Origin of the sequence: Dolichospermum circinale AWQC310F, assembly GCF_000426925.1 — a bacterium.
Classification (GTDB): domain Bacteria; phylum Cyanobacteriota; class Cyanobacteriia; order Cyanobacteriales; family Nostocaceae; genus Dolichospermum; species Dolichospermum circinale.
In genome coordinates this window covers 103,413-114,817 of record NZ_KE384685.1, presented here as the reverse complement: position 1 = coordinate 114,817, position 11,405 = coordinate 103,413, and the positions used below count along the sequence as shown (strand labels likewise).

Annotated in this window: 13 protein-coding genes; 6 read left to right on the top strand and 7 right to left on the bottom strand. The window is 36.7% G+C overall.

Annotated elements, in window-relative coordinates:
- Positions 1-271 precede the first annotated feature (271 nt).
- From ACIR310F_RS0112555 to ACIR310F_RS0112540, 4 genes are all read right to left on the bottom strand, one after another.
- Positions 272-1,180: a DUF4351 domain-containing protein gene (locus ACIR310F_RS0112555; protein WP_028084133.1), complete on the bottom strand. Its 909-nt coding sequence runs from the start codon at positions 1,178-1,180 to the stop codon at positions 272-274.
- Positions 1,181-1,429: 249 nt separating this feature from the next.
- Entirely contained in the window at positions 1,430-1,681 is a 252-nt protein-coding gene (locus tag ACIR310F_RS0112550; protein WP_028084132.1) for a type II toxin-antitoxin system HicA family toxin, read from the bottom strand.
- Positions 1,674-2,183: a DUF4365 domain-containing protein gene (locus ACIR310F_RS0112545; RefSeq protein ID WP_028084131.1), complete on the bottom strand. Its 510-nt coding sequence runs from the start codon at positions 2,181-2,183 to the stop codon at positions 1,674-1,676. The genes ACIR310F_RS0112550 and ACIR310F_RS0112545 overlap by 8 nt, the downstream gene beginning before the upstream one ends.
- A 132-nt stretch (positions 2,184-2,315) precedes the next feature.
- Positions 2,316-3,596 (bottom strand): Shedu anti-phage system protein SduA domain-containing protein, encoded by a 1,281-nt coding sequence (locus ACIR310F_RS0112540; protein ID WP_028084130.1) that lies wholly within the window; start codon positions 3,594-3,596, stop codon positions 2,316-2,318.
- Positions 3,597-3,855: 259 nt separating this feature from the next.
- Between ACIR310F_RS0112540 and ACIR310F_RS0112535 the strand changes: the two genes are divergently transcribed.
- From ACIR310F_RS0112535 to ACIR310F_RS26850, 6 genes are all read left to right on the top strand, one after another.
- On the top strand, positions 3,856-4,710 hold the full coding sequence (locus ACIR310F_RS0112535) for an ATP-binding cassette domain-containing protein (RefSeq protein WP_028084129.1): 855 nt from the start codon (positions 3,856-3,858) through the stop codon (positions 4,708-4,710).
- Positions 4,667-5,521: an ABC transporter permease gene (locus ACIR310F_RS0112530; protein WP_028084128.1), complete on the top strand. Its 855-nt coding sequence runs from the start codon at positions 4,667-4,669 to the stop codon at positions 5,519-5,521. Before ACIR310F_RS0112535 ends, ACIR310F_RS0112530 begins: the two co-directional genes overlap by 44 nt.
- Before the next feature lie 19 nt (positions 5,522-5,540).
- Positions 5,541-5,999, top strand: a complete 459-nt coding sequence (locus ACIR310F_RS0112525) for a MarR family winged helix-turn-helix transcriptional regulator (protein WP_028084127.1) — start codon at positions 5,541-5,543, stop codon at positions 5,997-5,999.
- A complete protein-coding gene (locus ACIR310F_RS0112520) occupies positions 5,965-7,230 on the top strand; it encodes an MFS transporter (protein WP_028084126.1) in 1,266 nt (421 codons plus the stop codon). Before ACIR310F_RS0112525 ends, ACIR310F_RS0112520 begins: the two co-directional genes overlap by 35 nt.
- 527 nt (positions 7,231-7,757) lie before the next feature.
- The gene (locus ACIR310F_RS26855; RefSeq protein ID WP_231387517.1) at positions 7,758-7,943 is read left to right on the top strand and encodes a hypothetical protein; all 186 of its coding nucleotides are present in this window, start codon (positions 7,758-7,760) and stop codon (positions 7,941-7,943) included.
- Between the two features lie 42 nt (positions 7,944-7,985).
- The gene (locus ACIR310F_RS26850) at positions 7,986-8,159 is read left to right on the top strand and encodes a hypothetical protein (protein WP_231387516.1); all 174 of its coding nucleotides are present in this window, start codon (positions 7,986-7,988) and stop codon (positions 8,157-8,159) included.
- A gap of 211 nt (positions 8,160-8,370) precedes the next feature.
- On the opposite strand, the gene ACIR310F_RS0112505 is transcribed toward ACIR310F_RS26850, so the two are convergent.
- The 3 genes from ACIR310F_RS0112505 to ACIR310F_RS0112495 all read right to left on the bottom strand — a co-directional run bounded on the left by ACIR310F_RS0112505 (position 8,371) and on the right by ACIR310F_RS0112495 (position 10,415).
- Positions 8,371-8,688, bottom strand: coding sequence for an antibiotic biosynthesis monooxygenase family protein (locus tag ACIR310F_RS0112505; protein ID WP_028084124.1), 318 nt, complete (start codon positions 8,686-8,688; stop codon positions 8,371-8,373).
- Positions 8,689-8,796: 108 nt separating this feature from the next.
- Complete coding sequence (locus ACIR310F_RS0112500; RefSeq protein ID WP_028084123.1) at positions 8,797-9,396, bottom strand: thioredoxin family protein; 600 nt, start codon at positions 9,394-9,396, stop codon at positions 8,797-8,799.
- A gap of 110 nt (positions 9,397-9,506) precedes the next feature.
- Positions 9,507-10,415 (bottom strand): TauD/TfdA dioxygenase family protein, encoded by a 909-nt coding sequence (locus ACIR310F_RS0112495; protein ID WP_028084122.1) that lies wholly within the window; start codon positions 10,413-10,415, stop codon positions 9,507-9,509.
- Positions 10,416-11,405: the final 990 nt, after the last annotated feature.

Below are 11,405 nucleotides of genomic sequence, written 5' to 3'. Positions count from 1 at the left end.
CTCCTCGCTTGCGGGGAGGGGGTTGGGGGTGGGGTTCTTGTACCTCATAACATCGGGAAGTGCTGTAATATTTAGACAGTGTAATTATAGGTGAAATTTTAGTTTGCAACCTTTCCTAAAAAACTGTCAAAAGAATTGGAATTGATTAACCCATTCTCTACCAATACTCGACGTACAGCTACCAAATGCACAGGCCGAACATAAGCCTTTTGTTCGTAAGCTGGTAAAATGACCAAAGTTCCTGACGATGAATATTGATAGATTTAATGAATTAGATTGAGTGTTGGGTTAACCAATCTTCTAAATCAGCAACACTAGAAAAGTCTAATAACGCCTCTCCTAAGTTTTCTAACTGTTCAATTGATAATCCTGTAATTCGCTCGATTAATAACGCATCAATTTCCCCAATCCGACGATGTAGTAGACGCACTATTAAGTTTTTTTCTCCTTCTTGCTTTCCTTCTTGTCTTCCTTCTTCTTTAGCTTGTTCTCTATTTCTTTGATAAAGTGGTTCTAGTCGCATAATTAACTCCCTATCATCTGTTTCTAGTTCTTGATTTACTCTCAAATTTTCGCGCAAGTTGTAAACTAATTCCAGGGTGACTTTTTGGTAAGGGTGATCTAATGGTAACGCTTGCAACTCGATAATTGCTTGTGATTGTACGCTTCCCCTACCCAAAAGCCTCAACCATAAAGTCTCTGGTGTTTGTGGTAGTTGGTGTATTGCCACAATTGCTGAACGCATGGCATCTGCTAAAAAATGTACTCCCGATAACCAACCTTCTTTTTGGATAGTTCCAAAGCTAGATAAACGAGTTTCAGATATGGTGGGGGTTAAAATCCACAATTTAGGAATTTCTGACTCCTGAAGTTTGATTTTATTGGCTTTGGCTTCTCGTCGCAATAAAGCCTTGACTTCTAATAACTTGAGAATACAGTCGCAAATTTCATCGGTAGAAGCTGGATTGCGGTATGGTTCTATTATTGCAGGATTTTCGACAAGTCTTCCTAGTAACCCCAGTATTTGTAATTTAGAAGTTTGTTGTTTAGTAGGTGTGAATAAAACATCTATTTCTTTAATTTCTCCTGAGACTTTTTCTGATGCTTTGACTTCTCCGTAATCTTTTAATAATTCTTCTAGATAGTCTTTGGCGAATTTATCATGTATAAACCTAGTCATTAAATTTTAATTTTGAGTAAAATCTGGGAAATAATTTAGACTTCTATTATATAGCAGTTATGAATTTTCCGTAAGAGGATGTTTGAAATTTTTTGGTGTTGTATTCAATACTTTTACATTCCCCTAAATCACCCCTACGTAATTCTATTTTTTGAGCTTAACCGACAAGTGCTGAAAGTACAATAAAATTATCCTGCATTTAAGCCCCATCATGGTTATTCCACAACTCGAACAACAACTGCTTCAGCTTTAGCTTGCAACCTTTCCTAAAAAACTGTCGAAAGAGTTGGTATTGATTAACTCATTTTCTACTAATATTCGACGTACAGCTACCAAATGCACAGGTTGAACATAAGCCTGTTGTTCGTAAGCTGGTAAAATGACCAAAGTTCCTGACAATGGATATTGATATACTTGCTGAGAGCCTGCTGTTGGTACTTTAGTAAAACCTATTTTGAAAAGCAACTTTTCTAGGTCAGTAAACTGAATATCTCTAACCATGATGACGAATCACTCCCTTTAACTGCTTTAGAATATCATTCCGGTATTTGGCAAATTTTTTGATTGCTTCTTGATTTAGTATATTCGTTTTAGGCAAGTGAACGGTAATACTTTCACCAACTTTAGATAGATCAAAACTTGGCAAATTTTCAAAATATGCCTGTAAGTATAACCAATAAGCTATATCCAACTGAGCATCATATACAATTAGAATACATGGCATAGGCTCAAATAACCACAATTCTAAATCGGAACGCGCTATGCTAAAAGCAATAGTTTCTTGATTTGCAAGTGTTCTGAGAGAATCTGTAGCTTTTAATTGTAAGTAAATTTGACCGTTTTCAATTTCACTATTTATATTATATGTAAAAAGAATTAAATCAAACCCATAATCATATTCAACTCTTTCTACGGAATAACCACATAAGAAAACATATCGTTCAACATGATTTACGCTCAAATCTGCTATTATATGTTCTCTAGGTCGTTTCTTTTTTGCCATTAATTAAATTTACCTAAACCTTTCTGGATTGATTATACCGAAAAATGTTTTTCATAGTTTGAAATCACAACTATTAATACTACTTTTTAGTATTTGGTAATTAGTTAGGATGAATAAATAACATATTACCATTTAATCACCATATACTTTAATCAAATTTTCCCCTCTCACAAGTAAATCAGTATAAGTGATAACTTCAATACCATGTAATGCGTGATTTAGTTTCCTAAAAGCTTCTCTTTGTTTTTCATTCCAATTGTCAGACTGTCCTATTAAAATAAAGGCGCGAGGTTTTATAGTGCTTAATTCAAGAGAGTGTTCTTGTTTAAGTTTTTTAGATATTTCGAGTTGATGTAACTCTATTTCATGTAGATAATTTACGACTTGTCCAATGGCCTCATTTGCTTCCCTTGACCAAACAAAAGCTCCAGGGTGTGATTTATTTTCTTTGATAACTTCATGTGATGGTTTTTTGATTTCTAAAATATCTATAAATCCATCTGGAGTAGGAAATAAATAATCAAGAATACTTCTAAAGCCTACTTTTGGATGTGCAATAGAGTTTCCGTATTGAATTCCAAATAGCCAATTATTTTTGTAAATCCACTCCTGCCAAGAATCTGAACTTTTAGTTTCTGGTAAATCCATTGTTAAGCGATACTTGAATTCATCAAGCTTATTTCGATAAGTAACAAGCTTACTTTTTTCAAGCAAATTATTTGTATCCTGTAATTGCTTCTGTAAATCTTGCATTTGTGATTCTAATAACTGAACCAAGTCATCTTTTTGTTTGACTTCTAAATTATTAAAATCCTCCAATCTCTTCTGTAAATCTTGCTTTTGTGATCTTAATAATTGAATTATAGCATCTTTTTGTTTGACTTCTACAGCTAATAGCTGAGTTATATCTGCTATTGGTTTGAGATATAGATTAATTTTTTCTTTAAATATTCTCAAGTGTTCTTCAAATTCATCTTCAAAAAGATTATAAACTCTTTCTCGTTGAATATATAATGCTGTCCAAAAATCATCTTTATCCTGAAAGTAAATGTTATTATATACATCAATCTTATTGTTAAGTCTATTTTTTTCAAATAGTAGCGAAATCTTCTGTCCAGCATTGCTCAAACTTTTCAGGTGCTCATTAGGTAAAACAGGACTACGGCACTTACATTTTTTAAATTTTCTATGAATCTTTCCTGCATTTGAAATGCTAAATTCAATCCTTAAAGACTCGTCAAGATAAATTGGAACATATATACCACCATTATTAGCTTTTATTAATGGTTTAGTTTTAAGTTGTTTTATGGTTTCTTTATACAATTCTTCATTTACGTCTTCTGATGGTTTAACAAAGGCCATCAGTTGAGTGTTTTTTGGTAAAAAATCAGCAACACGAATAAAAACTGACATATTATCAATACCTTCTCTAATTTTTTAGGAATACCTACAGAATTATTTTTCATAACTTACCATAAGATTTCAATAAAAAAGATTGTTGAGAATCGAATAATTAGAGAACTATTAGAGAGCTTTAAAAGTAAAGTATAAATTCACACTAATTGTCTGCTAGAATACTTATCCTGAATCCTGGGTCTTGACTCCTAGAAAATCTATGTCATACTAATATTTAGATAAACTAAATATTTAAAAAAGGAAGTGTCTTCCAATCGTGACGAAACTTACGGGAAGAATAGAATCTGCGGAAATACCTGCACAAGTTCCCAAGTCAGTAATATTACAAACTCTGGAACTGACGCGCCGCTTTGAAAAATTTACAGCTGTTGATGCTTTAAATATCTCCGTTGCATCTGGAGAAGTTTTTGGCTTACTGGGTCCCAATGGTGCGGGAAAAAGTACAGTAATTAAGATGTTAACTACCTTGCTACCAGTCAGTAGCGGGAAAGCATACTTAGCCGGTTATGATGTGACTCATCAACCTGATGCAGTCAGAAGAGTAATAGGTTATGTACCCCAGGCTTTATCAGCAGATGGGACTTTAACAGGTTATGAAAATCTTTTAATATTTTCCAAATTGTATGATATTCCCCCTCGACGCAGAAAACAGCAAATCTCTGAGGTGCTGGAATTCATGGGTTTGGAGAATGTAGCACATCGCTTAGTGAGAACTTTTTCTGGGGGAATGATTCGTAAGTTAGAAATTGCCCAGGCTATTTTACATCAACCCCAAATCTTATTTCTGGATGAGCCAACAGTGGGATTAGATCCTGTTGCAAGAACCCAAGTATGGCAACTTGTACAGCAACTCTGTAGAGAGTACGGTACAACCATCTTTTTAACTACCCACTTTTTAGAGGAAGCGGATAATCTTTGCAATCGAGTGGTGATTATGAATCAAGGTAAAGAAATTATCACTGGTTCGCCGTCAGAATTAAAAGCAGCCATAGAAAAACCAGATGCAACTTTAGATGATGTCTTTATCCACTACGCAGGTAATCAATTAGTATCAGGAGTGAGTTACAGTGAAACTGCAAGAACTAGACGTACCTCTCAACGGTTGGGCTGAATCCAGATATAATCGCCCTAAAGGGATTTTTTCTGGTATCAAAGAACTATTTACCAAAACTCTGGTAATTACTGAGTTAGAAGTAAGAAAACTGCGCCATGATCCTAGTGATTTAGTGATTAGGGCTGTACAACCGGCTTTATGGCTGCTGATATTTGGGCAAGTTTTTACTCGCACTCGTGCTATCCCTACAGGTAATATACCTTACTTAGATTTTATGACTCCTGGTATTTTGGCTCAAAGTGCATTATTTGTGGCCATTTTCTCTGGGGGAATGACACTAATTTGGGAACGTGATTTAGGAGTTGTCCATAAATTTCTAGCAGCGCCCATACCCCGCGCAGCAATTGTTTTAGGTAAAGGAATTGCTTCTGGTGTGCGTTGCTTTTCCCAAGTGGTGTTTATTTATATCTTGGCTTTGTTGTTAGGTGTACACTTAAATCACAATCCTATAGCTTTCTTGCAAGTAGTTTTGATTGTGTTTTTGGGTGCTGGTTGTTTTTGCACTTTTTCTTTAATTATTGGTTGTTTGGTGAAATCACGGGAAAGATTTACAGGAATTGGGCAATTAATCACTATGCCGTTGTTTTTCGCCAGTAATGCGATCTATCCTATTTCCCTGATGCCAACCTGGTTAAAGCTCATTTCTCACTTGAATCCTTTGACTTATGAAGTGGATGCTTTACGCGGTGCAATGCTAGCCAATGGCTCAAGTATTTATGGATTTGGGTTAGATTGTACAATTCTCTTGCTAACATTAATAGGTTTAACCTACATCTGTGGCCGACTTTATCCACGGGTGGCGATGTAATCTGGAGAAAAACGATCTTATGAGTTTGGATAAACCCTCTAAAGAATGTGCCGCTAGGGTGATGGAAACAGTTCCCTTATTGATGCGGTTTATCCGAGCCGAAATGCGATCGCACAGTTCTGACTCTTTATCTATACCACAATTGCGATCGCTCGCTTTTCTCAATCGCAATCCTGGAGCTTCTTTATCAGAGGTAGCAGAACATTTAGGTGTCACTTGTGCTACAGCATCAACAACTATAGAAAAATTAGTCCAACGAAATCTGGTGCAACGGACAGATAATCCTCAAGAACGACGGCGAGTAGTCCTGAATTTGACGAGAGAGGGAAAACTGCTTTTAGAGCAATCCCAGGAAAAAACTCGCGCGGAAATTGCGGAAATTCTAGAGGGTTTGACACCAGAGCAAGTATCAAAAATTGAAGAAGGGTTAAGTCTACTAAAAAATGTCTTCGAGCAAACAGAAACAAATCCACCCTAAAACTGAGGCTGCACACGATCCTTTTGCAGCCATGAGATTTCGAGATTATCGGTTATTTACTATTGGGCGTGTTCTCTTGTTTACAGGGGGACAAATGCAAACGGTGGCTATTGGCTGGGAACTTTATGAGCGCACCCATTCCCCTTTGGCCTTAGGTGGAGTGGGATTAGCCCAAGTAACACCCATGATTTTACTGACGTTAATAGCAGGTCATGTTGCTGATAAGTATAACCGCCAACGCACTACTTTACTAGCAATTTTCCTCCTGGCGGTTTGTTCCTTGGCTTTAGGGGTTATTTCCTATACCAAAGGGGCAATTTTCCTAGTTTATGGCTGTTTAGTATTAATGGGTGTAGCTAGGGCATTCCTCAAACCAGCCAGTGATGCTTTAATGTTTCATTTGATACCAAATAATCTTTTTTCTAATGCGGCGACTTGGATAAGTAGTAGCTTTCAATTAGCATCGGTGATAGGTCCATCCTTGGGGGGATTGGGTATTGCTTTGTGCAAAAATGCTACAGGAGTATATGTAGTAGCTGCGATCGCCTCACTATTATGTTTAGCATCTGTAGCCGCCATTAAACCCCAACCAACGAATTTTAGCAAAGAACCAGTATCTTTAAAATCCCTAGCTGCGGGGGCTGAATTTGTCTGGAATAATCAATTAATTCTCGCAGCCATTACCCTTGATTTATTTGCAGTTTTATTTGGTGGTGCTGTAGCATTATTACCCGTTTTTGCCAAGGATATTTTGCACGCTGGTCCGGTGGAATTGGGCTATTTACAAGCTGCCCCATCTATAGGCGCATTAATTATGGCAGCATTGTTAGTCTATTTACCACCTATCCGCAAAGCTGGAGCAGCTTTATTGTGGTCAGTTGTGGGATTTGGGGTTGTAACAATTATCTTTGGGTTATCTCGTTGGGTGTGGTTGTCGTTGTTGATGTTGGCATTCAGTGGGGCGTTAGATAGTATTAGTGTGGTGATTCGTCATACTTTGGTGCAAATTAAAACCCCTGATCATTTACGGGGTCGTGTTGCGGCTATTAATAGTGTGTTTATCAGTGCTTCTAATGAGTTGGGGAGTTTTGAGTCTGGTTTGACTGCGGCTTTATTTGGTCCAGTGTTATCTGTTGTTGGTGGGGGTATTGGGACGATTTTAGTGGTGGTGGCTACGGCGATGATTTGGCCGGAGATACGTAAGTTGGGGGCGTTGCATGAGGATTTATAGGGGAAAGTATCTCACGCAGAGGCGCAGAGTCGCAGAGAGGGAGAAGGAGTCTAAGGAATGAACTATTCATTACTTCTCTGGTTGCAAGTTGATGAATAATGAATTTTATTAAAAGCACTTTATGAGAGCATCTTTAATGAATTAATCTATGAAAGAGATGACCGTCATCCTCCTGATTCTCGCCGACTTGCACAATTTAAAAGAGGATGGTTAAATGCAACATCACAGCACAAAAAATATACAGATCAAACATTAAATAAGCGTCTGACATGGAATAATTTAGGATATCGCCTTGGTACAAAATTAAGTTATTTGGATGATGTATACATAGCAGAAATCTATAATTTCTTTGCTGAAAAATACATACGAGACAAAAATGAAATTGATCGTGATGAAGAATACGAAGTTGATCCTATAAAAGATTTGCGCCCTGTTTGTCCAAATTGTCACGCAATGATTCACAGACGACTTCCACCTCTTAGTATTGACGAAATAAAGTCTATAATTTCATCAGAAAAATTGGAAAAATGACCCTTACTTTTAATCCCAACAAATACAAACAACTATTAACAGCTTATCTTCCTAAAGTTATCAAGACTGAAGCAGAAAATGAACAAGCTTTAGCCATTCTCGAAGATTTAATGCACCGAAAACGTAATCCAGAAGAAAATGAATTATATCAATTGCTAATTACTTTAATTGAAAAATTTTAACAAGAACATTATCAGCCTACTCAGCAAAATAATCCTCAATCTATGTTGTTATTTCTTTTGGAACAATTTGAGGAAAATAAAGCCGATTTACAAGCTGTTTTAGGTTCAGAAATTCTGGTTGATGATATTTTAAACGGCGCTCAGAAAATAAATCCAGAATTAACCCAAAAATTAGCAGACTTTTTTCATGTGCAAGCCAATATATTTGATGAATAGGATTATTCTGTAGAGACGTTGCATAAAACATCTCTACATTAATTAACAGTTTTCTCCAAAAAATCCCTAACTACCCAACCGCTACCGGAACTTTATAATAAACCGTCTCATTCCCTGCTTTCCATTTAATATTAGAAATCTGTTTATTGATGAAATTTATACAGTCTGACGCACTCTAAAAAGACTAGTAAATCTCATGAGAGAAGTTGATTTATGGAAACTGAAAAGACGATTCTGAACCGAAGTTTTCATAATGATGAACCCAACATTCAGTTATATACTTTTCCATTCCTTCTGGAATAACTGCTTGATGCCAATTTTCGCCAGCAAAATCTTTGACAAATTGCTCATTTTCCCAAATTGAAATCATCACATATTCTTCGGTTGCCCATTTTGTTGGTCTGCCAATAGTGACAGACACCAAACCTTGATATGACTTAACAAGTGGGATTGATACCTTCAGGAATTTTGACTCAAATTCTTGATGAAATTCCAATGGAACTCTGACCCGAAAAATGCGGCTGATCATTTAAGTTTTTGTGTATTTAGATTACTGATAAAATCATCATACACAAAAAATAACGGTAATATCAGCTGGTGTTGGTAAAGTTTCACTTTTTCTCCATAAAATCCCTAACTACCCAACCGCTACAGGAACTTTATAATAAACTGGCTCATTCCCTGCTTTCCACTTGATATTACAACCAATACTCGGCTTTTGCTCCCAAGTAATTACCTGATCTGCTAAAACATAATTAATCGCTTTCCGTAAATCTTGTCCAGTTACAGGTAAAGTATTTTTCGGACGACTATCATCTAATTGTCCCCGATAAACAACTTTTCTATTAGCATCAAATACAAAAAAGTCTGGAGTACAAGCTGCAAAAAAATCTTTAGCTGCTTTTTGACTTTCATCATAAAGCAAAGGATAGGATAAATCTATTTCTTGGGCAAACTCTTTAAGTAATTCTGGTGCATCATCAGGATGAGTATTAATATCATTAGAACTAATGGCTACAATACCCACATTTTTATTTTTGTAGTCTTGTCCTAGTTTTGCCAATTCAAATTTGATATGTTGCACAAAAGGACAATGACGACTAAGAAAGATAACTACTAATACTTTTTTATCGGCAAAGTTTGCCAGTGAAATCGTTTTACCTGAAACTACATCTGGGAGATGAAATTTAGGTGCTAAAGTTCCCAAAGGTAACATTGTCGAAGGTGTTAAAGCCATAAAATCCAACTCCTTAAATTATCAAATTACAGTGTAGAGACGTTTCATGAAACGTCTCTACATTTCTACATCATCCCCCATTTTTTCTGAGATAATGGAGTTAAGTTAGGTTAAGCTGCTACAAGATTGGGAATATATGCCCCAGAATCTCCTTGAATGGCTTGACTATACTGACCATCAATACCTAAAGGAAGATCACCAGCAATGGTTACACGCTGCACACGACGGGGTTGATCTCCATAATCAGCGATCGCATAATGTTGAGTAGCACGGTTATCCCAAAATGCCACATCTCCAACTTGCCAACGCCAACGCACTGTATTCTCAGGTCGTGTAATATAAGATTGCAATAGTCGAATAATATCCGCTGATTCAGTGGGAGATAAACCCCGAATTTGGCGCACAAAACCACCAATAAACAAACCCTTTTCCCCAGATTCAGGGTGAATTCTCACCACTGGATGCAAGGTTTCATACACTGTTGAAGTAAACACATCTCGGTAAGATTTTACCTCTTCAGGTATATCGAAGGCTGTGGCATAATCATAAGCATTACTATGTACAGCCCAAAGTTTATCCGCTAAATTCCGCAAATGCTTCGGTAAATCTTGGTATGCAGTCACCGAATTTGCCCAAATGGTATCCCCTCCCGCTGGCGGAATTACCAATGCCCGCAAGACCGAGCCAAGGGGCGGACGATCTACAAATGTAACATCGGTGTGCCAGCTATTCGCACGGGCAACGGTGCGGCTATAATCTAGGTCTAATACTTCTGGATGTCCAGGAAGTGATGGAACTGTGGGATGTGCAGTAGTTATTTCACCAAAACGCCGTGCAAAAGCTACTTGTCCATTAGCATCTAATTCCTGTCCACGAAAGAAGATGACTTTATATTCAACTAGGGCTTTTCTAATTTCGCTGATGATTTCATCACTGAGGTTTTCAGCTAGATTAACACCTTTAATTTTTGCACCGATACGTCCAGCAATTGGTTTGATTTCTATGTTTTGATAACTCATAAATCTGTGATCTCAATTTAGGAATAGTTGAATGCAGTGTTTGACTAAGCAGCGACTCGAACAAGAGCAGTAAATTTAGCATATCGCTTAATATAGAACTCTTTGGAGTGAGCGAACTATCGCTTTGACTGATTCACGTTCTTTGAGCGCGTGTTTCCACTGTCTTGACGGGGTTGAATAATTTATTGATGACTTGAGACAAAATAGAAACTACAGTTTGTTGACCGATTTACCAGTGATTGTTTTAGTAGTATTACATGATCACAAAGAAAATTCAAGTGGTTTGACAAGAAAATATTTAACTAAATTTATGATTGACTAATAATTAGTATATCTAAATAATTGTCAAGTTATACTTGAGAACAAGAGGTGAAATCAAGAACTATGAATACAAATACTGATATTACTGGCTTTTATGCACATAGTTATTTTTATACTTGCAGCTATGAAGCAGTTGCTTGTGTAAGAAAAGATTGGGGCGTTAGCATTAACAGCCTATCGGACTACACCCCAAATCCATGTATCAAGTAAGTGAGTTAGTTATATGGTAGTAGAAGTGGGAAAGGTGATTTAATTTCCTGCATTGTAGCGGGGGAAAGCCTTTTACATTCTACTGTAGTTAGGGTAGGGTAGGAGATCGCCTTCATGATAAGCTGTTGTGCGCTTAATTTGTATAATTCTAGCGGGCAAGATGCCCGCACCACAAGATTTAGCTATATTAGGATTATAAAATTTGGGTGCGTCACAGCTTATCAGGAGAATGAAAACCCCCTTGTGCAGTTCGTACTTCTGACTGACTGATACTTTGGTATTTTTATACTTATATTTTAAACCACCTTTCTTTTACTCAGTAGTCAAATATAAGTACGTTTGTTCTATATTGTGTATTTAAATTGAGCGATCGCCCACTCTGCACACTCTAGAGCCTGCAAATACTTAGAATATCTAACAATTAGCTGCTAATAAATTTAGTTCACCATATTTTTCTTG

Coding starts and splice junctions, on each gene's coding strand:
- ACIR310F_RS0112495 (WP_028084122.1), bottom strand. CDS start 10,415: ATGAGTTATCAAAACATAGAAATCAAACCAATTGCTGGACGTATCGGT.
- ACIR310F_RS0112550 (WP_028084132.1), bottom strand. CDS start 1,681: ATGGTTAGAGATATTCAGTTTACTGACCTAGAAAAGTTGCTTTTCAAA.
- ACIR310F_RS0112525 (WP_028084127.1), top strand. CDS start 5,541: ATGAGTTTGGATAAACCCTCTAAAGAATGTGCCGCTAGGGTGATGGAA.
- ACIR310F_RS0112500 (WP_028084123.1), bottom strand. CDS start 9,396: ATGGCTTTAACACCTTCGACAATGTTACCTTTGGGAACTTTAGCACCT.
- ACIR310F_RS26855 (WP_231387517.1), top strand. CDS start 7,758: ATGACCCTTACTTTTAATCCCAACAAATACAAACAACTATTAACAGCT.
- ACIR310F_RS0112520 (WP_028084126.1), top strand. CDS start 5,965: ATGTCTTCGAGCAAACAGAAACAAATCCACCCTAAAACTGAGGCTGCA.
- ACIR310F_RS0112540 (WP_028084130.1), bottom strand. CDS start 3,596: ATGTCAGTTTTTATTCGTGTTGCTGATTTTTTACCAAAAAACACTCAA.
- ACIR310F_RS0112545 (WP_028084131.1), bottom strand. CDS start 2,183: ATGGCAAAAAAGAAACGACCTAGAGAACATATAATAGCAGATTTGAGC.
- ACIR310F_RS26850 (WP_231387516.1), top strand. CDS start 7,986: ATGTTGTTATTTCTTTTGGAACAATTTGAGGAAAATAAAGCCGATTTA.
- ACIR310F_RS0112555 (WP_028084133.1), bottom strand. CDS start 1,180: ATGACTAGGTTTATACATGATAAATTCGCCAAAGACTATCTAGAAGAA.
- ACIR310F_RS0112505 (WP_028084124.1), bottom strand. CDS start 8,688: ATGATCAGCCGCATTTTTCGGGTCAGAGTTCCATTGGAATTTCATCAA.